Origin of the sequence: Pseudomonas sp. IT-P44, assembly GCF_949768225.1 — a bacterium.
Lineage (GTDB): Bacteria > Pseudomonadota > Gammaproteobacteria > Pseudomonadales > Pseudomonadaceae > Aquipseudomonas > Aquipseudomonas migulae.
Genome location: NZ_CATKQM010000090.1, coordinates 170,178 through 192,013, shown reverse-complemented (window position 1 = coordinate 192,013; position 21,836 = coordinate 170,178). Strand labels below are relative to the sequence as shown.

Here is a 21,836-nt window from a genome sequence, read left to right as displayed (position 1 = left end):
CTGAGGAGAGAAGTGCATGACGCAAGTCACGGTGAAACAACTGGCCGATGAGGTCAAAACACCGGTAGAGCGCCTGTTGCAGCAGATGCGTGAGGCAGGTCTGCCGCACACCGCCGCCGAAGAACATGTGACTGACAGTGAGAAGCAATCTTTGCTGACTCACTTGAAAAGCAGCCACAAGGCGAAAGTGGAAGAACCACGCAAGATCACACTGCAGCGTAAAACCACCAGCACCCTGCGTGTTGCTGGCAGCAAAAGCATCAGTGTTGAAGTCCGTAAAAAGAAAGTTTTCGTACAACGCAGCCCGGAAGAAATCGAAGCCGAGCGCAAACGCGAACTGGATGAACGTCGCGCAGTAGAAAATGCTGCTCGTCAGAAGGCTGAAGAAGAAGCCAAGCGTCGCGCCGAAGAAGAAGCGCGTCGCCAGCCTGCTGCTGCGCAAACCGCTACCAACGACGCTGTTGCGGCGCCGGTTGCCGTTGCCGAGCCAGTGCGTGAAAGCGCTCCGGTGGTTGCAGCTGCTCCAGCTCCGTCTGCTGACGTTCGCAACAAGCAGAACGAACAGCGCCGTCCGGACAAACCACGTGCCGACGATAACAATCGTCGTGGCAGTGGCGATGGCGAGCGCAAAAACGCTCCGCATCGTGCTTCGGTTAAAGAGAAAGCGCCTGCTCCACGTGTTGCGCCACGTACTACCGACGAAGAAAGCGATGGCTTCCGTCGTGGTGGTCGCGGCAAGGCCAAGCTGAAGAAACGCAACGCTCACGGTTTCCAGAGCCCAACCGGCCCTGTAGTGCGCGAAGTGAAGATCGGCGAGACCATCACTGTTGGCGATCTTGCCCAGCAGATGTCGGTCAAGGCAGCTGAAATCATCAAGTTCATGTTCAAACTGGGTACCCCAGCGACCATCAACCAGGTACTGGATCAGGAAACTGCCCAACTGGTTGCCGAAGAGCTGGGCCACAAAGTGACCCTGGTCAGCGACACCGCCCTGGAAGATTCCCTGGCCGAGTCCCTGAAGTTTGAAGGTGAAGCGTTCTCCCGTGCTCCGGTCGTGACCGTAATGGGCCACGTTGACCACGGTAAGACCTCGCTGCTCGACTACATCCGTCGTGCCAAGGTTGCTGCTGGCGAAGCCGGCGGTATCACCCAGCACATCGGCGCGTACCACGTTGAAACCGAACGCGGCATGGTCACCTTCCTCGACACCCCAGGTCACGCCGCGTTTACCGCCATGCGTGCTCGTGGTGCCAAGGCGACCGACATCGTGATCCTGGTGGTTGCAGCGGACGACGGCGTGATGCCGCAGACCGTTGAAGCCGTTCAGCACGCCAAGGCTGCCGGTGTTCCGCTGGTTGTAGCTGTGAACAAAATCGACAAGCCGGGCGCCGATCTCGATCGCATCCGTAGCGAACTGTCGGTTCACGGCGTGACTTCGGAAGAGTGGGGCGGCGACACCCCGTTCGTATCGGTTTCGGCGAAAGTCGGTACTGGCGTGGACGAGTTGCTCGAAGCTGTTCTGCTGCAAGCTGAAGTTCTCGAACTGAAAGCAACTCCGTCGGCTCCGGGTCGTGGCGTTGTGGTTGAATCGCGTCTCGACAAAGGTCGTGGCCCGGTTGCTACCGTTCTGGTTCAAGACGGTACCCTGCGCCAAGGCGACATGGTCCTGGTCGGTTCGAACTATGGCCGTGTACGTGCCATGCTCGACGAGAACGGCAAGCCAATCAAAGAAGCCGGTCCTTCCATCCCTGTCGAGATCCTCGGCCTGGACGGTACGCCGGATGCTGGCGACGAGATGAGCGTGGTTGCCGACGAGAAGAAAGCCCGTGAAGTGGCTCTGTTCCGTCAAGGCAAGTTCCGCGAAGTCAAGCTGGCCCGTGCTCACGCCGGCAAGCTTGAAAACATCTTCGAGAACATGGGTCAGGAAGAGAAGAAGACGCTCAACATCGTCCTCAAATCCGACGTCCGTGGTTCGCTGGAAGCGTTGAACGGTGCCTTGAACGGCCTGGGTAACGACGAAGTGCAAGTGCGTGTTGTCGGTGGCGGTGTCGGTGGTATCACCGAGTCCGACGCTAACCTGGCACTGGCCTCCAACGCTGTACTGTTCGGCTTCAACGTGCGTGCCGATGCCGGCGCTCGTAAGATCGTCGAGCAGGAAGGTCTGGATATGCGTTACTACAACGTGATCTACGACATCATCGAAGACGTCAAGAAAGCCCTGACCGGTATGCTCGGCAGTGATGTTCGCGAGAACATCCTGGGTGTGGCCGAAGTGCGTGACGTGTTCCGTTCGCCGAAGTTTGGCGCGATCGCCGGTTGCATGGTTATCGAAGGTGTTGTTCACCGTAACCGTCCAATCCGTGTACTGCGTGAAGACATCGTTATCTTCGAAGGCGAGCTGGAATCCCTGCGCCGCTTCAAGGATGACGCTTCCGAAGTACGTGCCGGCATGGAATGCGGTATCGGCGTGAAGAGCTACAACGACGTCAAAGTCGGTGACAAGATCGAAGTCTTCGAGAAGGTTCAGGTTGCTCGCAGCCTCTAACTCGCGCACTTCAAGGGCCACGATGGGCCGCTGCATGCAAATGCGCGGCACAGCGTCAGGACTCTAAACGCAACGCCCGGTCTGGCTTTTGTCAGGCCGGGCGTTTGCCGCTTTCAGACCCCACGGGTTTCACCGTGAGGCAGTAACAGGTAACAAGACATGGCAAAAGAATATAGCCGTACCCAGCGTATCGGCGATCAGATGCAGCGTGAGCTGGCACAGCTGATCCGTCGTGAAGTCAAAGACCCGCGCGTAGGCCTGGTCACCATTACCGCTGTTGAAGTCAGTCGTGACGTCGGTCACGCCAAGATTTTCATCACCGTGATGGGTCAGGACAGCGCCGAAGATATCGCGCAAAGCATCAAGGTGCTCAACTCCGCCGCCGGTTTCCTGCGCATGCAGTTGGCCCGCGAAATGAAGTTGCGCAGCGTTCCGCAGTTGCACTTCCACTACGACGAAAGCGTCGTGCGTGGTGCGCACCTGTCGGCCCTGATCGAGCGTGCGGTGGCTGAAGACAATCAGCACCCGGTTGCGGCAGAAGTCGAAGACACCAAGGAGTAATCGGTGGCTCAGGTCAAACGTATCCGTCGTAACGTCAGCGGCATTATCCTGCTCGACAAACCGCTGGGGTTCACTTCCAACGCGGCGTTGCAGAAGGTTCGCTGGTTGCTGAACGCAGAGAAGGCCGGGCACACCGGCAGTCTTGATCCGCTGGCCACCGGCGTGTTGCCGTTGTGCTTCGGTGAGGCGACCAAGTTCTCGCAATACCTGCTCGATTCCGACAAGGGTTATGAAACCCTGGCGCAACTGGGCAAAACCACCACCACGGCGGATGCCGAAGGTGAAGTTTTGCTGGAGCGCCCGGTGACCGTTGGTCGATCCGATGTCGAAGCGGTACTGCCGAAATTTCGTGGGCAAATCAGTCAGATACCGCCGATGTACTCGGCGCTCAAGCGTGATGGCCAGCCGCTGTACAAGCTGGCACGTGCAGGCGAAGTAGTGGAGCGCGAACCGCGTTCTGTTACTATTGCGCGCTTGGAATTGCTGGCCTTTGAAGGTGATACTGCGCGGCTTGCGGTGGATTGCAGCAAAGGCACCTATATCCGCACCCTGGTGGAGGATATCGGTGAGCAACTCGGTTGTGGCGCTTACGTTGCTGAATTGCGACGTACCCAGGCCGGGCCTTTCACGCTGGCGCAGACTGTCACGCTTGAAGAGCTGGAAGCGGTACATGCCGAAGGCGGCAACGAAGCGGTCGACCGCTTCCTGATGCCATCGGACAGCGGCCTGCTGGATTGGCCGCTGCTGCAGTTCTCGGAAGCGAGCGCGTTCTACTGGCTAAACGGCCAGCCGGTTCGCGCCCCGGATGCTCCGAAGTTCGGCATGGTACGGGTACAGGATCACAATGGTCGCTTCATCGGTATCGGTGAAGTGAGCGAAGACGGGCGCATCGCGCCGCGTCGACTGATTCGGTCAGAATGACCGGACGAGGGTGGCTGTTAACAGGCACGGTCACTACTCATTTTTAGATACAGGGATTTGTCCCTGGCCTGTTGAAACTGTTTTTTTGAAACAGTTTCCTGATAAAAGGATTGCCTCATGGCTCTCGACGTTCAAGAAAAAGCTCAAATCGTAGCTGACTACCAGCAAGCTGTTGGTGACACTGGTTCGCCAGAAGTGCAAGTTGCACTGCTGACCCACAACATCAACAAGCTGCAAGGTCACTTCAAGGCCAACGGTAAAGATCACCACTCCCGTCGTGGTCTGATCCGCATGGTAAACCAGCGTCGTAAGCTGCTGGACTACCTGAAAGGCAAGGATCTGGGTCGTTATCAGACTCTGATCGGTCGCCTGGGTCTGCGTCGCTAATAAGCGATTGCGCTAGAGGTTGGTTGTCTGCCGTGCATCAGTGGGTTTCCCGCTGGTGCATGGCAGGCTCCCAGCCTCAAGTTTTATCTGGATACACCGTTTTACCCTGGACAGGCGTTGGGCCGATTCCCGACATTGCCCAAGAATTTCGCAAGAAGACAAGTTCCCCAAGAGCCACAAAAGAAGGTAGGACACCGTGAACCCGGTAATCAAAAAATTCCAGTTCGGTCAGTCGACCGTTACCCTCGAGACTGGCCGTATCGCCCGTCAGGCCTCCGGCGCAGTATTGGTCACCGTTGACGACGACGTCAGCGTATTGGTGACCGTAGTCGGTGCCAAGCAAGCCGATCCAGGCAAGGGCTTCTTCCCTCTGTCCGTTCACTACCAGGAAAAGACTTACGCTGCCGGTAAGATCCCTGGCGGTTTCTTCAAGCGCGAAGGCCGTCCTTCCGAGAAAGAAACCCTGACTTCCCGACTGATCGACCGTCCGATCCGTCCGCTGTTCCCGGAAGGCTTCATGAACGAAGTGCAGGTAGTCTGCACCGTCGTTTCCACCAGCAAAAAGACCGATCCGGACATCGCTGCGATGATCGGTACCTCGGCTGCGCTGGCCATCTCCGGCATTCCTTTCGATGGCCCGATCGGCGCTGCCCGCGTTGCGTTCCACGAAAGCACCGGCTACCTGCTGAACCCGACTTACGAACAACTGAAAGCATCGAGCCTGGACATGGTCGTTGCCGGTACTTCGGAAGCCGTTCTGATGGTTGAATCGGAAGCCAAAGAGCTGACCGAAGACCAGATGCTGGGCGCGGTACTGTTTGCTCACGACGAGTTCCAGGTGGTGATCAACGCCGTCAAGGAACTGGCCGCCGAAGCTGCCAAGCCGACCTGGACCTGGGCTCCACAGCCAGAAGCCACTGCTCTGCTGGGCGCTATCCGTGCCGAGTTCGGCGACGCGATCTCCCAGGCTTACACCATCACCATCAAGGCCGACCGTTACGCTCGCCTGGGTGAGCTGAAGGATCAGGTTGTTGCCAAGCTGTCCGGTGAAGAAGGCCAGCCTTCTTCCAGCGAAGTCAAAGCTGCTTTCGGCGAAATCGAATACCGCACCGTTCGCGAAAACATCGTAAACGGCAAGCCACGTATCGACGGCCGCGACACCAAGACCGTACGTCCTTTGAACATCGAAGTCGGTGTTCTGCCAAAGACCCACGGTTCGGCTCTGTTCACCCGTGGCGAAACCCAGGCTCTGGTCGTTGCAACACTGGGCACCGCCCGTGACGCACAACTGCTGGACACCCTGGAAGGCGAGAAAAAAGACCCGTTCATGCTGCACTACAACTTCCCTCCGTTCTCGGTAGGTGAGTGTGGTCGCATGGGTGGCGCTGGTCGTCGCGAAATCGGTCACGGCCGTCTGGCCCGTCGTTCGGTTCAGGCCATGCTGCCTGCTGCCGACGTGTTCCCGTACACCATCCGTGTTGTATCGGAAATCACCGAATCCAACGGTTCGAGCTCCATGGCTTCGGTCTGCGGCGCTTCCCTGGCCCTGATGGACGCTGGCGTTCCGATGAAGGCACCGGTTGCCGGTATCGCGATGGGTCTGGTTAAAGAAGGCGAGAAATTCGCTGTCCTGACCGACATCCTGGGTGACGAAGACCACCTCGGCGACATGGACTTCAAAGTAGCTGGTACCGCCAAAGGTGTTACCGCGCTGCAGATGGACATCAAGATCAAAGGCATCACCGAAGAAATCATGGAGATCGCTCTGGGCCAAGCCCTGGAAGCGCGCCTGAACATCCTCGGTCAGATGAACCAGATCATTGGCCAGTCGCGTACCGAGCTGTCGGAAAACGCTCCGACCATGATCGCGATGAAAATCGACACCGACAAAATCCGTGATGTCATCGGTAAAGGCGGCGCGACCATTCGTGCGATCTGTGAAGAGACCAAAGCTTCGATCGATATCGAAGACGACGGCTCGATCAAGATCTTCGGCGAAACCAAGGAAGCGGCTGAAGCAGCACGTCAGCGCGTTCTGGGCATCACCGCAGAAGCTGAAATCGGCAAGATCTACGTCGGTAAAGTTGAGCGCATCGTCGACTTCGGCGCATTCGTCAACATCCTGCCGGGCAAGGACGGTCTGGTTCACATTTCGATGCTGAGCGATGCTCGCGTTGAGAAAGTGACCGACATCCTGAAAGAAGGCCAGGAAGTGGAAGTGCTGGTACTGGACGTGGACAACCGCGGCCGTATCAAGCTCTCCATCAAAGACGTAGCAGCAGCCAAGGCTTCGGGCGTTTAATCACTCCCCACGCCTGACCGCTTCAACGTTATAAAAAATGCCCCGCAGTGAAAACTGCGGGGCATTTTTTTGTCTGCGAAAACTGGAAACGGTTTGTGGATTTGCCCGCTTCCAATCTCGATGCTAGGTTTAGCTCACCGCCCGTGTAGCTCAGCCGGTAGAGCAGCGCACTCGTAACGCGAAGGTCGCAGGTTCGATTCCTGTCTCGGGCACCATCCCCTGTTATTTCACCTTGCTTCTCAGATCATCCACGGCACGTTTCAGCTGATCCAGTTGGCTGTCCTGATTGCTGACGTCCCGCTTGAGGCTGGACAGGTCGCTGGAACTCGCGCTGGAGCTCGACCCGGCGCTACGCTTCAAGTCTTCCACCTGACTGGCGAGCCTTTTCAAGTCGTTGTCCTGTGCGCTGACGGTGCGCTTGAGGTCGCTCACTTCGCTGGAGCTGGAGCTTGAACTGGAGTTCGAGCTGCTGCTGCGCTTGAGATCGTCCATTTGGCTGGCGAGCTTTTTCAGGCCGTTGTCCTGTTCACTGACCGTGCGCTTGAGGTCGCTCACTTCGCTGGAACTGGCGCTTGAGCCGGAATTCGAGCTGCTGCTGCGCTTGAGATCGTCCACTGCTTTAGCAAGGTTTTTCAGGCCGTTGTCCTGTTCACTGACCGTGCGCTTGAGGTCGCTCACTTCGCTGGAACTGGCGCTTGAACCGGAGTTCGAGCTGCTGTTGCGCTTGAGTTCGTCCACTGCTTTGGCGAGGTTTCTCAGGCCGGTTTCCTGTTCAGTGAGCGTGCGCTTGAGGTTGGCCACTTCGCTGGAACTGGAGCTGGAACTCGAACCACTGTTGCGTTTGAACTCCTCCAATTGCTTGGTGAGTTCTTTCAGGTCCTTGTCCTGTTCGGTGGCAGTGCGTTTGAGGTTGGTTATCTCACTGGCACTCGAACTTGAGCTTGTTCCGTTGTTGCGCTTGAGTTCCTCGATGAGACGAGCCTGCGCTTCGAGGAGATTCTTGAGTTCCTTGATGTCATCCGTGTTGGTTTTAGCGGTGCGTTGCAGTGTTTCCACACCCTCGACACTGAGATTGCTCCTGACCATGACGTCTTTACCATACAGTCTGTGAAAGACGAGGAAGCTGTCGGTGGAGGAAGGGTTGTCTGAGGCGAACTCCAGACCGGCTTGGGCCGTATTGGCCATTGCCATGTTGCCAAGAAAAAGGGCGGCCATGCCTGTTGCCAACAGGGTAGACGGAAGCTTCTTGAAAATGCGCATCACCTGAGTTCCTTGTGAAGTGCCTAGATGGCACATCGCTATGACTTTGCTTTTTGAAGGTTGTTCCTGTGTGGCGAGGGAATATTTTCAGAAAAACCGCTCGGCATTTTTTTTGTAGATTTGATGTAAAAGTCCATATAAATCGTCTTCCAAACGTCCTATATTCGGATATTGCACGAGCATCACCCTGCAGTTTTCAAATGATCCACGAATGGTTCTGAAGGCCAGACAAACCGGGCTTCACACGGTTTTTTGCGTCAGAGAGATCCTTGATGATCCAGATCCATCTTCCATTCCCCCGATCAGCGAGAACGACATGACCGTTAAAGAATTGACCCAGGAAGCCAGGCACGAAGAAGCGCTGAAGAAGTACGTGCTGGACGCGCCCCAACTGCTGGAAGAGATCAAGGACTTGCCCGCCGACGATCAGAAAGACCAGATTCAATGGGCGTTCGAGGATGAAGCAGAAGCCCAGGGCCTGCAGCCGTGGGAGCTGACGCTCAAGTACACCTCGAGCCCGGAAGAGTTTGAAGCGGCGCGACTGGTGCTGCACAAAGAGGCGGCCGAGGTATTGGGCGTCGAGTGGGAAGAGTACTGCGAGATGAATAATCTGGTGGTCTGACCCATGTAGGAGCCGGCTTGCTGGCGAAGGCGGCGTAACGGGTAAACCGCGTCGCCTGGATCGCCAGCAAGCCGGCACCTACAGTTTCATGTCGTTCAGGAAATTTCAGAGGCTGAGTCGCATCGACAGATCGACAGCCTTCACGTCCTTGGTCATCGCACCAATCGAAATGTAATCCACCCCGGTTTCGGCGATCGGCAGCAGCGTGCTTTCGTTGATGCCGCCGCTGGCTTCCAGTTTTGCCTTGCCGCCATTCAGGCGCACGGCCTCGCGCATGTCATCCAGGCTCAACTCGTCGAGCATGATGATGTCGGCACCCGCCGCAAGCGCTTCCTTCAGCTCCGCCAGGCTTTCCACTTCGATCTCCACCGGTTTGCCCGGGGCGATCTTGTGCGCGGCGTTGATCGCTTCAGGGATGCCGCCGCTGGCAGCAATGTGGTTTTCCTTGATCAGGAAGGCGTCGTACAGGCCGATGCGGTGGTTGTGGCAGCCGCCGCAGGTCACGGCGTACTTTTGCGCCAGGCGCAGCCCCGGCAGGGTTTTGCGGGTGTCGAGCAGCTTCACCTGCGTCTCGGCGACGAAATCCGCCAGGTATTGCGCACGAGTGGCCACGCCGGAGAGCAATTGCAGGAAATTCAGCGCACTGCGCTCGCCTGTGAGCAGCGAGCGGGCAGGGCCTTCAAGGTGGAACAGCACTTGATTGGGCTTCACCCGTTCGCCATCGGCCACCTGCCAATGCACGGCAACTCGTGGGTCCAGTTGCCGGAAAACCGCGTCAACCCAAGCGGTGCCGGCGATGACCGCGGCGTCGCGCGTGATGATGGTGGCTTTGGCCAGGCGTTCGGCCGGGATCAGCTGCGCGGTGATGTCGCCGCTGCCGATGTCTTCGCGCAACGCACGGCGTACGTTGGCTTCGATTTCGGCGGTCAGATCGGCGAGACGTAGATTCGGCATAACGGACTCCACAAACAAAGTGGCTCGATTATAGGGCCATGGCGCGGGGCAACCCAAGGCGCGCGAGACCTTCCGGTCGTTCTGGAACCTGCATTTGGTCGATTCTCTTGAGCCATCGGGGTTCGGCAGCGGTCCTTTGCGGGCGTCTATTTCAAAGAGAAACACAGAGTCTGCTGGCATACGGGACATCTTTTGCAAGATAATGCGCCTTGCATTTGACGTCATGACTTTGACGTGTCTTTGGTTCGCCGATTATTGAATGACAGCGGGCGGGCATTGTCTTCTGTTGCGCACAGCTGTGAGGCTGGCGTACTCGATCTTTCCAACCGAACCGAAGCATCACCGTTTCAGGAGGCCAGGATGCACAACGACGGGAATGTAGTGCCTTTGCACAAGGCAACTACCGATCAGGCGAGTCACTCGCCGCTCGCCCGCCTGCCTGTGATTCTGCTTCAGGTTCGCGACAAGGCCGCTCAACAGCTCCGGCATGCTCTGCAGGAGTTGTTCGATAACGCCGACGACACGCTGTTCGAAATGGCTGACCGGGCCCGCAATGACGTCGAGCAGAACATCTTTTTTGAAGCCATGCGCGACTTGCGCCTCAAGCGCAAAAATATCGAGCGGGCGTTTCTCGAACAGTTCTTCGAAGCGTTTGTCGGTCTCGCAGGCAGTATTCAGACGACCTTGCCGCCGGCATTGACCCTCGATATTCAGGCGCAACAGGCCGGTGATGAGCTGGAACGTCGCGTGGCAGTGGAGGCCATGGTCAATAAAGTGCTGAGCCGCGACGGTTTTGCGCTTGATCAATTGACCGCCCGGCTCAGCACGTTGCTGGGCAAGCAGCTGGTGACTACGCGCAATCCCCTGGGCCCGGCGATGCTCTGTGAGTATTTCATGCAGGCCGGGCGTAACCTGGGGGTCGAGATCAAGGTCAAGTTGATCATCCTCAAGCTTTTCGAGCGTTATGTGCTCAGTGATGCCGATCAGCTCTACACCGAAGCCAATCAGATATTGATCGCCACCGGCATATTGCCCGACCTGAAGCCGGCCCCGAATCGGCGTGCCATTGATCGTGCGCAGGCCAGTGTTCGTGCCGAGCCCGACGAGGCTGGCAACCGTTGGGACAGCACGCCAATCGATGACAGCGTGCAGGAAGTGTTCGCGGCATTGCAGGAATTGCTACTCCATGTGCGTGGCAGTGTCGCGCCAACGCTGGAAACCAGTGCTCAGACGCAACCGATATCCACCCGCGACCTGCTGCGGCTGCTCTCGCACTTGCAGCAGTACGTGCCGGCTCCGGCGGTCCAGGACGAATTCGACCTGCGAAACCAGCTTGAGCAACTGCTGACCCGGGTCAGCGTCAAAAGTGGCAAGTCGCGTGTAGTCGGCGTCGCTGACGAAGATGTGATCAACCTGATCGCCATGCTCTTCGAATGCATCCTCGATGACCGCAATCTGCCGGATTCTCTCAAGGCGCTGATCGGGCGCTTGCAGATCCCGATGCTGAAAGTGGCGGTGATCGACAAGAGTTTCTTCAGCCGCAGCAGTCACCCGGCCCGTCGTCTGCTCAACGAAATCGCCGCCGCGGCCCTGGGCTGGGGCGAGTGCGATGACCACGAGCGCGACAGCCTGTACCTGCGCATCGAGCAAGTGGTGCAGCGTTTGTTGAACGACTTTGTCGACGATCCGGCGATCTTCTCCGAATTGCTGGCGGATTTTCTGGCGTTTACCAGCGACGAGCGTCGTCGCAGCGATTTGTTGGAGCAGCGTACCCGCGACGCCGAAGAGGGCCGCGCCAAAACCGAACTGGCCCGGCAACGTGTCGAGCTGGCGTTGAATCAGGCGTTGTTGGGCAAAGTGCTGCCGCAACGGGTGGTGGCGTTTGTTCAGGACGCCTGGAGCCAGGTGCTGCTGCTGACCTGCCTCAAGCACGGCGATCAGTCCGCCGAGTGGCATGCGGATGTGCAAACCATGGAGCAATTGATCTGGAGCGTGCAGCGCCATGACGACGCTGACGCAAGCCTGCGCCTGTTGGCGCTGGTGCCGGGGTTGCTCAAGTCCTTGCGCGACGGGTTGAGCAGTTCGGCGTTCGATCCGTTCGCCACCGGAGAGTTTTTCAGCGAGCTGGAAGGCTTGCACGTTCAACTGTTCGAACGAGCGGACCAGGCACCGGCCGCCACCCGTCCAGCCGATGCGCCGCTGATGGTTGAAGTGCGCGAAGAAATCGTGCTGCTCACCGCCGACGAAGGACCAGTCGAAACGGCCTCGGTGCGCTTGCCGGCGGATGATCCGGGCCTGCTTCAAGTCGATCAGTTGCACGCGGGCTGCTGGGTCGAGTTTCAGGAAGATGAGGAAAACACCCTGCGCTGCAAGCTCGCCGCGATCATCGAAGCCACGGGCAAGTACATTTTCGTCAACCGCACCGGCATGAAAGTGCTGGAGCGCAGCCGTACCGGGCTGGCACTGGATTTCCGTCGTGGCGCGGTGCGCACCCTCGACGACACCTTGCTGTTCGATCGGGCCCTGGAGTCGGTGGTCGGCAACCTGCGGCGGCTCAATCGCGGCAAGTGATCGCGCGCCGAGGGTCTATCGCGGCATACTGGGCACCAACACAGTCGTCGTTGAAGGAACCTGTATGCAGTTGGACCCCGCGAGCGGTTGGTGTCAGGGCGTGAACGTTTGCCCTTCACCCAACTTCAATGCGCGCCCCACGGGCGAAATTTCCCTGCTGGTGATCCACAACATCAGTCTGCCGCCGGCGCAGTTTGCCACCGGCAAGGTGCAGGAATTTTTCCAGAACCGGCTGGATGTCACAGAGCATCCCTACTTTGAAGGGATCGCTGACCTACGGGTGTCTGCGCATTTTCTGATTGAGCGTGACGGCACCGTCACTCAGTTTGTCTCTTGTCTTGAACGCGCCTGGCATGCCGGTGTGTCGTGTTTCGACGGCCGAGAAACCTGTAACGATTTTTCCGTGGGCATCGAGCTTGAAGGCACGGATGATCTGCCGTTCACCGATGCTCAATATGACGCGTTGACGGCCCTGACCTTGCAACTGCAAAGCGCTTTTACGGGCATCACCGCGCAGCGCATCTGTGGGCATAGCGACATCGCGCCGGGGCGCAAGACGGATCCCGGGCCTGCGTTCGACTGGGCGCGTTATCGCGCGGCCCTGGCTAAAGAGGAACCACAATGAGTTTTCTGGTGTTGCTGTTGGCGGTCTGGATCGAGAAGTTCTCGGCCCTGCGCCATCGGGTTCAACGTGATGGCGGTTGGATGGCCGAGTTGCACAAGCTTGAAGCCAACCCGCGTATGGTCAATCGCCCGTGGTTGATTTTACTGATTCTGGTGCTGCTGCCGGTGGCACTGCTGGGGTTGTTGCTGGTGGTACTGGAGCCGGTCGCTTACGGTCTGTTGGCGCTGCCGGTGCATTTGCTGGTGGTGATTTATAGCCTGGGGCGCGGTGATCTGCTGGCCGATCTCGGACCGTTTCGCGATGCCTGGCGCCGGGAAGACCTGCAAGCTGCCGCTCATGTAGCGAAACGTGACCTGGACATTTGTGCCGAAAACGGCGAGCAACTACTGGAACGGGTTGAGGGGCATCTGCTCTGGGAGGCGTACCAGAGCTTTTTTGCGGTGATTTTCTGGTACTTCCTGCTGGGTCCGGTGGCGGCGCTGAGCTATCGACTGCTGGCCCTCGCCGAAGAACACGGGCAGAACCCGGCCGTCGTCGAGCGTGCCGCACAACTGCGTCACGCGTTCGATTGGGTGCCGGTGCGTCTGCTGGCGGCGAGTTTCGCGCTGGTCGGCAACTTTGTTGCCGTCAGTCGGGTGATGCTGAGCGAACTGCTGAACTGGAACATCAGTTCCGCCCAATTGATCGAGAAGGTCGGGCTGGTGGCCGGTGAAATTCCTGCGCCGGTGGTCGGGCCCGATGGCATCAACAGCCTCGACCGGATTTGGGAGCTGCTGCTGCGTGCGGCAGTGCTCTGGTACGCCGGTTTCGCGCTGTGGACAGTCTTCCCCTAAACACAATCCTCTCTGTAGGAGCGAAGCTTGCTCGCGAAAGCGGTGTGTCATTCACATTGAACACGCCTGACCCACCGCTTTCGCGAGCAAGCTTCGCTCCTACAGGATTCGAGGTTGCCGTTAACCTTAAGTTACAAAACCTCCCGTCGATTTAAGCTATATAGAGATAGCACTCAATAGTGGCTATCTGCTGCTTGTCTGTGCCTGCCAATAAAAATAAGAAACCCAAGGGAGACTTCCAGTGAAGAGCTTGCTCTATCCCGCCGTCGCGCTAATGAATCGCCTGAGCTTCGGCATGAAGTTCAGCCTGATCAGCGTTCTGTTCCTGGTGCCCATGCTGGTGACCAACTTTTATCTGGTGCGTGATTCCTATCGCGAATTCCAGGGCACCCGGGTGGAACTGCAGAGCCTCGACCTGCTGGGCAGCAGCCTGTCGCTTCGACGCGACCTGGAAACCCTGAACAACCTGGTGCAGATCAACGTCATCCTTGGCCAGTCCGGCAAGGCCGGTAATCTCGAATCCCAGATCACATCCCTGGAGCAAAACGTTCTGGCCCGCCTGCAAGGGCTGACTGCGATGACCACCGATCCGGAACTGATCACCGTTTTCGATGGCAAGCGCGACGAAATGATCACCGCGTTCAAGGCCCAGCAAACGGAAAACTCCCTGCAAAGCAAAAGTGCGCTGATCGGCAAGTTGCTTGGCAATGCACAGATTTTCAGCCAGATCATCGCCAGCCAGGCGGGTTTGAGCCGTGACAATCAGAGCGACATGCGTCAGCTCACCGAACTCATCACCAATGTCACACCGCCCGTCACCCAGACGTTGGGCGATGGCCGCGCCATGGGTTCTTACTCGCTGGGGCAAGGGTTTCTCAATTCGTCTTCGAGCACCCGCTTCGATGAATTGCTGGTGCAGATTGAAAAGCTGCAAGCCGAGTACGGTCTGAAGTTGCAGGATGCGCTGGGGTCGAGCAAGGCGGCACGTGAAACCCTGGCGGCGCAGGCCGAGAGCAGCAAGGCGTCGCTGAAAAAAGCCAGTGAACTGTTCGAAGAGCAGGTGGTGATGGCCGACACCCTCGATGCGCCGTGGCTGGCCTTCTACGATCAGGTCAGCGGCCTGATGGACCAGACTTACCAACTCAACGAAGCCACCCTGAAATTCCTCGACACCCAATTGCAACAACGACTGAGCCAGAACCGCACGCACATGGTCTTGCAGGCCGTGGCGCTGTCGGTGGTGTTTGTACTGATTTTTTACCTCTACGGCGGCTTCTACGCCTCGACCCGCACCACCCTCAAGCGCCTTGGCGCGATGATGGACAAGGTCGCGGCCGGCGACATGACCGTGACTTTCAACGCTAACAGCCGTGATGAGCTGGGCGAGTTGGGCGAGGTGTTCAACGGCACGGTGAAGAAAATCCATGACTTGATCGAGCGTGTCGGCCAAACGGTCGGGGAAGTCGAGCGCCAGGCCGGTCAGGTCGAGAACGTGTCCGCTCAGAGCAATCAGGCTGTTGCGGGGCAACGCACGCAGATCGAGCAAGTCGCCACGGCGATGAACCAAATGTCGGCCACCTCACTGGAGGTGGCCCGCAGCGCCGCCGCGGCGGTCAGCAGCGCTCACAGCGTCAATGACGAAACCATCAGCGGTCGCGGGTTGGTGGAGTCTCAGCAGGGCAGCATCGCTGCGCTGGCCAGCGAGATCGATCAGTCGGTGCTGGTGATCAATCAACTGGCCAGCGACAGCCAGTCCATCAGCCGCGTGCTGGAAGTGATCAAAAGCATCGCCGAACAGACCAACCTGCTGGCGCTCAACGCCGCTATCGAAGCTGCGAGGGCAGGCGAGCAGGGGCGTGGTTTTGCGGTGGTGGCGGACGAGGTCCGGACCCTGGCCAAACGCACCCAGCAATCGACCGAAGAAATCGAACAGATGATTGCCAAACTGCACAGCGGTGTCGGCGCCGCGGTGAAGGCCATGGGCACCAGTCATCAAATGGCCAACGGCACGGTGGGGCAGTCGGAAAAGGTCCAGCAGGCGCTGGAAAACATCCTTGGCGCTGTCGGCATGATCGTCGATCAGAACCAGCAGATTGCGGCCGCCGTAGAGCAGCAGACCGCCGTGGCCCACGACATTGACCAGAACATCGTCGAGATCAACCGGGCTGGCGAACGCACCGCCGAAGGTGCGCACCAGACCGAGGACGCCAGCCGGGCGTTGTCGGCGCAGGTGGTGGAGCTCAAGCAGTTGATCAGCGCGTTCCGGGTTTGATGCCACACTGCGGACAAATGTGGGAGCGGGCTTGCTCGCGAAGAGGTCGTGTCAGTCAATAGAGATGTCGACTGACAGACCGCTTTCGCGAGCAAGCCCGCTCCCACATTTTTGACCGTTACCAACCAAAGACTTCGCAGCCGTTCGCCGTGCTGACAGCCGCCAGCCGTTCAGGGCTGATCGCCATGATGTCAGCCAGTGCCGAGCAGATCGCCGGCAAATGCGCCGGGCTGTTGCGTTGACCGGGAAACATGGCGGGGGCCATGTCCGGTGAGTCGGTTTCCAGCACTACAGACTCCAACGGCAACTCGGCAAGCACCCGGTGCATGCGCAACGCCTGCGGCCAGGTCGCCGCGCCACCCAGGCCCAGTTTGAAGCCGAGCCTGATGTACTCGCGGGCCTCTTCCTTGCTGCCGGCGAAGGCGTGAATAATCCCCGCGCGTTTCAACTTGAAGCGCTTGAGCGTGGCAATCACCGCTGCATGGCTGCGTCGCACGTGAATCAAAGCCGGCAGATTGAAGTCCGCCGCCAGTTGCAGTTGCGCGTCGAACAACGTCTGCTGGCGTTCGCGGTCGAGGGTTTCGATGAAGTAATCCAGGCCAATCTCGCCCACCGCGCACAGTTGTCGGTGACCGGCCAGGCGGGTCAGCCACTCGGCGAGTTCGCGTAGGTCCTCAGGCCGATGCTCGTCCAGATACACCGGGTGCAAACCGAACGCCGCGTACAGATCGGGATCGCTTTGCACCAGATCCCAGACCCGCTGCCAATTGGCCTGATAAACCCCCAGCACCACCATCCGCCGCACGCCGAGGGCGCGGCTCTCGGCGAGCAGCGCCTGACGATCCTCGTCGAAGTCCGGAAAATCCAGATGAGTGTGGCTGTCGATCAGCTCCACGGTTCAGTCCTGGCGAATACGCTGCTTGAAGGTCCGCGCAATGGCTTGCACACCGGGCTGGTAATCGGACTGCTCGATGGCAGCGAGGGCCAGCTCCAGCGCTTTGTCGGCGATCAACTGGTGTTGCTGGGCCATGGCGTTGACCGGCAGCGGCAGAAAGTCCAGCAACTGCGTGTCGCCGAATGTGCCGAGGCGCAGCGGGCGGTTTTTCAACGGGAAGTCGTGCAAGGCGTCGAACACACCCTGGAGCAGCACGTAGGAAGTGGTCACCAGCGCGTCCGGCAAATGCCCCAGGCGCTGAAGCATTTCTTCCATCAGTTGCTTGCCGTACTCACGGCTGAACGATTCGCCGTGTTCGATCAGGATCTCGCCTTTGAACCCGGCCAGCGCTTCCTTGAAACCGGCGGCCCGTTCCTGACTGATGCTCAGTTCGGGGCGCGCGCCGATCAGGGCGATCTGCTTGGGCAATGGATCGAGCAGGCTGCGCGTCAGTTGCAGGCTGGCTTCACGATCATCACTGATCACCGAGCAGAAATGCTCGGGCTCCATGACCCGGTCGATGGCGATGATTGGGATGCCTTTGGCTTGCAACTGGCGGTAACTGTCGTCGCCGGACGGCAGGCAACTGGCGACGATCAACGCATCGCAGCGCCGGGCGCGGAACAGTTGCAGCAGTTGCCGTTCGCTGTCCGGCGCATCGTCGGAACTGGCGATCAGCAACTGATAACCGCGGGCCCGGGCACCTTGCTCCAGCAGCTTGGCGATACGTGCGTAACTGGGGTTTTCCAGGTCCGGCAGAATGAAACCCAGCGTGCGGGTGTGCCGACTGCGCAGCCCGGCCGCTTGCGGATTGGGCGTGAAGCCATGTTCTTCAACAACCGCGCGCACGCGCTCGACGGTGGCACTGCTGATGCGTTGCTGTTCCGCCTTGCCGTTGATGACATAACTGGCGGTGGTCACGGACACACCGGCCAGTTGGGCGATATCACTGAGTTTCAACTCGGGATTTCCTTGTTTTTCGGCCGATACTTTCGCCAATCCTACCCGATTCAGGCAGGGGACTATTGTCGCAACATATCCGACAAGTTGGACTTCAAGGATGGGACATTATCGAGTAACGTGCCAATCATTCTAGATTAAACGTTTCAGCAAGCGTATTTTCTACGCATCAGGTGCATTTGGCCGGTTCTGCCGCGAAACCGCCAAAAGTGATGATTAAGCGCCTAAGCTGACTCATTCAAAACAATACCTGGCACCTCAAGGTGCCAAAAAGGAGAAAGCATGCTCGAGCTCACTCTAGAGCAGATTTCCATGGGCCAGTCGGCCGTGGACAAGTCCGCAGCACTGCATTTGTTGGCGCAGCATCTGGTCAACGACGGCCTGGTCGCCGAAGGTTATCTCGCCGGTTTGCAGGCGCGCGAAGCCCAGGGCTCGACCTTTCTCGGTCAAGGTATTGCCATCCCCCACGGTACGCCGCAAACCCGCGATCAGGTGTTTTCCACTGGCGTGCGGCTGATGCAGTTTCCCGAAGGCGTGGATTGGGGCGATGGTCAGATCGTCTACCTGGCGATCGGCATTGCGGCCAAATCCGATGAACATTTGCGCCTGTTGCAATTGCTGACCCGCGCCCTCGGCGAAACCGATCTGGGCCAGGCCCTGCGTCGCGCCAGTTCTGCCGAAGCCTTGTTGAAACTGCTGCAAGGCGCGCCGCAGGAACTGGCGCTGGATGCGCAGATGATCGGCCTCGGCGTGTCGGCCGATGACTTCGAAGAACTGGTCTGGCGCGGTGCCCGTTTGTTGCGTCAGGCGGATTGTGTGAGCAATGGTTTTTCTGCGGTTTTGCAGCAAGTCGACGCGTTGCCGCTGGGCGACGGTTTGTGGTGGTTGCACAGCGAGCAAACGGTGAAGCGTCCGGGCCTGGCGTTTGTCACGCCGGACAAACCGATGCGCTACCTCGGCCAGCCGCTCAGCGGTCTGTTCTGTCTGGCCAGCTTGGGCGAGGCGCACCAGGCGTTGCTCGAACGCCTTTGTGCGTTGCTGATCGAAGGCCGTGGCCATGAACTGGGACGCGCCACCAGCAGCCGAAAAGTCCTCGAAGTGCTCGGCGGTGAACTGCCGGCGGACTGGCCGAGCGCACGCATTGCGCTGGCCAATGCCCACGGTTTGCATGCGCGCCCGGCGAAGATCCTCGCGCAACTGGCGAAGAGTTTTGAAGGCGAAATTCGTGTGCGCATCGTCGATGGCCAAGACAGCGCGGTGTCGGTGAAAAGCTTGAGCAAACTGCTCAGCCTCGGCGCCCGCCGCGGTCAGGTGCTGGAATTTATCGCCGAGCCGAGCATCGCCGCCGATGCCTTGCCGGCGTTGTTGGCGGCAATCGAAGAGGGGCTGGGTGAAGAAGTCGAGCCTTTGCCTGCCGTGAGCCCGCAGCGCGAAGTGATCACCGAGGTGGCCGAAGTGCTGCTCGCCCCTGCGTCCGGCAGCCTGGTTCAGGCTATCCCCGCCGCACCGGGCATCGCCATCGGTCCGGCGCATATCCAAGTGCTGCAAACCATCGAATACCCGCTGCGCGGCGAGTCCGCCGTCATTGAGCGCGAGCGTCTTAAACAAGCGCTGGCGCACGTGCGTCACGACATCGAAGGCTTGATCGAACGCAGCAAGGCCAAAGCCATTCGCGAAATCTTCATCACCCATCAGGAAATGCTCGACGACCCGGAACTGACCGATGAAGTCGAGACGCGCCTCAAGCAGGGCGAAAGCGCCGAAGCGGCGTGGATGGCGGTGATCGAAGCGGCGGCGAAACAACAGGAATCGCTGCAGGATGCATTGCTTGCCGAGCGTGCGGCGGACTTGCGCGATATCGGCCGTCGCGTGCTGGCGCAACTGAGCGGCGTCGAAACCCCGAGCGAACCCGATCAACCGTACATTCTGGTGATGGACGAAGTCGGTCCTTCCGACGTGGCACGTCTCGATCCGACCCGAGTCGCCGGCATTCTCACCGCCCGTGGTGGCGCCACCGCGCACAGTGCCATCGTCGCCCGTGCGCTGGGCATTCCGGCATTGGTCGGCGCAGGTGCCGCGGTGTTGCTGCTGGCGCCGGGCACACCGTTGCTGCTCGATGGCCAGCGCGGTCGCCTGCACGTGGACGCCGATGCGGCGACCTTGCAGCGCGCCACCGAAGAGCGTGACACCCGCGAGCAACGCTTGAAAGCCGCGGCCGAACAACGTCATCAACCGGCGCTGACCACCGACGGCCATGCGGTCGAAGTGTTCGCCAACATCGGCGAAAGCGCGGGCGTCACCAGCGCCGTGGAGCAGGGTGCCGAAGGCATTGGCCTGCTGCGCACCGAACTGATTTTCATGGCCCACTCGCAGGCGCCGGACGAAGCGACTCAGGAAGTCGAATACCGTCGTGTGCTCGATGGCCTCGCCGGTCGGCCACTGGTGGTGCGCACCCTCGACGTTGGCGGCGACAAGCCGCTGCCGTATTGGCCGATTGCGAAAGAAGAAAACCCGTTCCTCGGCGTGCGCGGCATTCGCCTGACCTTGCAGCGTCCGCACATCATGGAAGCGCAATTGCGCGCCTTGCTGCGGGCCGCTGACAACCGCCCGCTACGCATCATGTTCCCGATGGTCGGCAGCGTTGACGAGTGGCGTCAGGCGCGGGACATGACCGAGCGCTTGCGCCTGGAAATCCCCGTGGCGGACCTGCAACTGGGGATCATGATCGAAGTGCCATCGGCCGCACTGCTGGCGCCGGTTTTGGCCAAAGAGGTCGATTTCTTCAGCGTCGGCACCAACGATCTCACCCAATACACCCTGGCCATCGACCGCGGTCATCCGACCTTGTCGGCCCAGGCTGACGGCTTGCACCCGGCGGTGCTGCAACTGATCGACATCACCGTGCGCGCGGCCCATGCCCATGGCAAATGGGTTGGTGTGTGCGGCGAACTGGCGGCCGATCCGCTGGCGGTGCCGGTGCTGGTCGGCCTCGGTGTAGACGAGTTGAGCGTGTCGGGCCGCAGCATTGCCGAGGTCAAGGCGCGCATCCGCGAACTCAGCCTGACCCAGACTCAAACCCTTGCCCGACAGGCGCTGGCCGTGGGCAGCGCCAATGAAGTGCGCGCATTAGTGGAGGCCCTGTAATGGCCAAGATCCTGACCCTGACACTCAACCCGGCGCTGGACCTGACGGTGCAGTTGCCGCGCCTTGAGCCCGGCCAGGTCAATCGCAGCGACGAGATGCACACCCACGCCGCCGGTAAAGGCGTGAACGTGGCGCAGGTGCTGGCAGACCTCGGGCATTCGCTCACCGTCAGCGGCTTTCTCGGCGAGGACAACCTTCAGGCGTTCGAAACCCTGTTCGCCAAACGCGGTTTTGTCGACGCGTTTATCCGCGTTCCCGGTGAGACCCGCAGCAACCTCAAACTGGCGGAAAGCGACGGGCGCATCACCGACATCAACGGTCCCGGACCCAAGGTCAGTGAAGCGGCGCAGCAGGCGTTGCTTGATCGACTGGATCAGATTGCCCCGGGGCATGACGCGGTTGTCGTGGCCGGCAGCCTGCCGCAAGGCGTCAGTCCTGAATGGTTGCAGGCGTTGGTACAGCGCTTGAAAAACCTCGGCTTGAACGTCGCGCTCGATACCAGTGGCGAAGCATTGCAAGCGGCGCTCAAGGCCGGTCCGTGGCTGATCAAACCGAACACCGAAGAGCTGGCCGAAGTGCTCGGCTGCGAGGTTGTTTCGGTTGCGGCTCAAGCCGAAGCCGCGAGCCGTTTGCATGCCCAAGGCATCGAGCACGTGGTGATTTCCCACGGTGCCGACGGTGTGAACTGGTTCAGTGTCGGTTCGGCGCTGCACGCCACGCCGCCCAAGGTCAGCGTCGCCAGCACGGTAGGCGCAGGGGATTCGTTGCTGGCCGGCGTGCTTCACGGTTTGCTTAAGCCCGATACGCCGGAACAGACCCTGCGCACCGCCACGGCGATTGCGGCGATGGCGGTCACGCAGATCGGTTTCGGTATCGGCGATGCGGCGCAGTTGGCGCGGCTCGAACAGGGTGTGCGCGTGCGCCCCCTGACAGAACAATAAGAGG

16 protein-coding genes and 1 tRNA gene are annotated in these 21,836 nt (G+C 59.5%); 13 read left to right on the top strand and 4 right to left on the bottom strand.

All coding sequences use genetic code 11. The annotated features are described in order from the left end of the window. Positions 1-16: 16 nt before the first annotated feature. The 6 genes from infB to ACM6IO_RS28785 all read left to right on the top strand — a co-directional run bounded on the left by infB (position 17) and on the right by ACM6IO_RS28785 (position 6,931). Positions 17-2,545: a translation initiation factor IF-2 gene (infB, locus tag ACM6IO_RS28810; RefSeq protein ID WP_008024457.1), complete on the top strand. Its 2,529-nt coding sequence runs from the start codon at positions 17-19 to the stop codon at positions 2,543-2,545. 159 nt (positions 2,546-2,704) lie between these two features. Continuing rightward, the gene (gene rbfA, locus ACM6IO_RS28805) at positions 2,705-3,106 is read left to right on the top strand and encodes a 30S ribosome-binding factor RbfA (RefSeq protein ID WP_008024456.1); all 402 of its coding nucleotides are present in this window, start codon (positions 2,705-2,707) and stop codon (positions 3,104-3,106) included. A gap of 3 nt (positions 3,107-3,109) precedes the next feature. Then, positions 3,110-4,027, top strand: coding sequence for a tRNA pseudouridine(55) synthase TruB (truB, locus tag ACM6IO_RS28800; protein ID WP_192227694.1), 918 nt, complete (start codon positions 3,110-3,112; stop codon positions 4,025-4,027). 117 nt (positions 4,028-4,144) lie between these two features. Beyond that, positions 4,145-4,414 (top strand): 30S ribosomal protein S15, encoded by a 270-nt coding sequence (rpsO, locus tag ACM6IO_RS28795; protein WP_003177875.1) that lies wholly within the window; start codon positions 4,145-4,147, stop codon positions 4,412-4,414. Positions 4,415-4,610: 196 nt separating this feature from the next. Further along, a complete protein-coding gene (pnp, locus tag ACM6IO_RS28790) occupies positions 4,611-6,716 on the top strand; it encodes a polyribonucleotide nucleotidyltransferase (RefSeq protein ID WP_008024453.1) in 2,106 nt (701 codons plus the stop codon). A 139-nt stretch (positions 6,717-6,855) separates the two neighbouring features. Beyond that, positions 6,856-6,931, top strand: a tRNA-Thr gene (locus ACM6IO_RS28785). A gap of 7 nt (positions 6,932-6,938) precedes the next feature. On the opposite strand, the gene ACM6IO_RS28780 is transcribed toward ACM6IO_RS28785, so the two are convergent. Further along, a complete protein-coding gene (locus tag ACM6IO_RS28780) occupies positions 6,939-7,976 on the bottom strand; it encodes a hypothetical protein (RefSeq protein ID WP_414912668.1) in 1,038 nt (345 codons plus the stop codon). Positions 7,977-8,292: 316 nt separating this feature from the next. Here ACM6IO_RS28780 and ACM6IO_RS28775 point away from each other — a divergent pair, with 316 nt between their 5' ends. Beyond that, positions 8,293-8,598, top strand: a complete 306-nt coding sequence (locus ACM6IO_RS28775) for a DUF6388 family protein (RefSeq protein WP_008024451.1) — start codon at positions 8,293-8,295, stop codon at positions 8,596-8,598. Positions 8,599-8,703: 105 nt separating this feature from the next. Here the strand turns inward: ACM6IO_RS28775 and nadC are convergent, their stop codons facing one another. After that, positions 8,704-9,552, bottom strand: coding sequence for a carboxylating nicotinate-nucleotide diphosphorylase (nadC, locus tag ACM6IO_RS28770; RefSeq protein ID WP_008024450.1), 849 nt, complete (start codon positions 9,550-9,552; stop codon positions 8,704-8,706). 360 nt (positions 9,553-9,912) lie between these two features. Here nadC and ACM6IO_RS28765 point away from each other — a divergent pair, with 360 nt between their 5' ends. From ACM6IO_RS28765 to ACM6IO_RS28750, 4 genes are all read left to right on the top strand, one after another. After that, a complete protein-coding gene (locus ACM6IO_RS28765) occupies positions 9,913-12,123 on the top strand; it encodes a DUF1631 domain-containing protein (RefSeq protein ID WP_414912667.1) in 2,211 nt (736 codons plus the stop codon). A gap of 64 nt (positions 12,124-12,187) precedes the next feature. Continuing rightward, complete coding sequence (ampD, locus tag ACM6IO_RS28760; RefSeq protein ID WP_008024447.1) at positions 12,188-12,748, top strand: 1,6-anhydro-N-acetylmuramyl-L-alanine amidase AmpD; 561 nt, start codon at positions 12,188-12,190, stop codon at positions 12,746-12,748. Beyond that, positions 12,745-13,581 carry a regulatory signaling modulator protein AmpE gene (gene ampE, locus ACM6IO_RS28755; protein ID WP_414912666.1) on the top strand — a complete coding sequence of 279 codons (837 nt, stop codon included), beginning with the start codon at positions 12,745-12,747 and terminating at the stop codon, positions 13,579-13,581. Before ampD ends, ampE begins: the two co-directional genes overlap by 4 nt. Positions 13,582-13,822: 241 nt before the next feature. After that, positions 13,823-15,853 carry a methyl-accepting chemotaxis protein gene (locus tag ACM6IO_RS28750; protein ID WP_192227699.1) on the top strand — a complete coding sequence of 677 codons (2,031 nt, stop codon included), beginning with the start codon at positions 13,823-13,825 and terminating at the stop codon, positions 15,851-15,853. A 118-nt stretch (positions 15,854-15,971) separates the two neighbouring features. Here ACM6IO_RS28750 and ACM6IO_RS28745 read toward each other — a convergent pair whose 3' ends face one another. Both ACM6IO_RS28745 and cra read right to left on the bottom strand, forming a co-directional pair. Next, positions 15,972-16,748, bottom strand: coding sequence for a TatD family hydrolase (locus ACM6IO_RS28745; RefSeq protein WP_414912665.1), 777 nt, complete (start codon positions 16,746-16,748; stop codon positions 15,972-15,974). 3 nt (positions 16,749-16,751) lie between these two features. Beyond that, entirely contained in the window at positions 16,752-17,747 is a 996-nt protein-coding gene (gene cra / locus ACM6IO_RS28740; RefSeq protein WP_008036238.1) for a catabolite repressor/activator, read from the bottom strand. 282 nt (positions 17,748-18,029) lie between these two features. On the opposite strand from cra, the gene ptsP reads away from it, so the two are divergent. Together ptsP and pfkB are read left to right on the top strand one after the other, a co-directional pair. Next, the gene (gene ptsP / locus ACM6IO_RS28735; protein WP_414912664.1) at positions 18,030-20,891 is read left to right on the top strand and encodes a phosphoenolpyruvate--protein phosphotransferase; all 2,862 of its coding nucleotides are present in this window, start codon (positions 18,030-18,032) and stop codon (positions 20,889-20,891) included. Beyond that, positions 20,891-21,832, top strand: a complete 942-nt coding sequence (gene pfkB, locus ACM6IO_RS28730; RefSeq protein ID WP_414912663.1) for a 1-phosphofructokinase — start codon at positions 20,891-20,893, stop codon at positions 21,830-21,832. The genes ptsP and pfkB overlap by 1 nt, the downstream gene beginning before the upstream one ends. The last annotated feature ends 4 nt before the right edge of the window (positions 21,833-21,836 follow it).

What these genes read in the sequence shown, in the direction of transcription:
- infB (WP_008024457.1), top strand. Translation starts at nt 17, where the DNA reads ATGACGCAAGTCACGGTGAAACAACTGGCCGATGAGGTCAAAACACCG.
- rbfA (WP_008024456.1), top strand. Translation starts at nt 2,705, where the DNA reads ATGGCAAAAGAATATAGCCGTACCCAGCGTATCGGCGATCAGATGCAG.
- rpsO (WP_003177875.1), top strand. Translation starts at nt 4,145, where the DNA reads ATGGCTCTCGACGTTCAAGAAAAAGCTCAAATCGTAGCTGACTACCAG.
- ACM6IO_RS28780 (WP_414912668.1), bottom strand. Translation starts at nt 7,976, where the DNA reads ATGCGCATTTTCAAGAAGCTTCCGTCTACCCTGTTGGCAACAGGCATG.
- ACM6IO_RS28775 (WP_008024451.1), top strand. Translation starts at nt 8,293, where the DNA reads ATGACCGTTAAAGAATTGACCCAGGAAGCCAGGCACGAAGAAGCGCTG.
- nadC (WP_008024450.1), bottom strand. Translation starts at nt 9,552, where the DNA reads ATGCCGAATCTACGTCTCGCCGATCTGACCGCCGAAATCGAAGCCAAC.
- ACM6IO_RS28765 (WP_414912667.1), top strand. Translation starts at nt 9,913, where the DNA reads ATGCACAACGACGGGAATGTAGTGCCTTTGCACAAGGCAACTACCGAT.
- ampD (WP_008024447.1), top strand. Translation starts at nt 12,188, where the DNA reads ATGCAGTTGGACCCCGCGAGCGGTTGGTGTCAGGGCGTGAACGTTTGC.
- ampE (WP_414912666.1), top strand. Translation starts at nt 12,745, where the DNA reads ATGAGTTTTCTGGTGTTGCTGTTGGCGGTCTGGATCGAGAAGTTCTCG.
- ptsP (WP_414912664.1), top strand. Translation starts at nt 18,030, where the DNA reads ATGCTCGAGCTCACTCTAGAGCAGATTTCCATGGGCCAGTCGGCCGTG.
- pfkB (WP_414912663.1), top strand. Translation starts at nt 20,891, where the DNA reads ATGGCCAAGATCCTGACCCTGACACTCAACCCGGCGCTGGACCTGACG.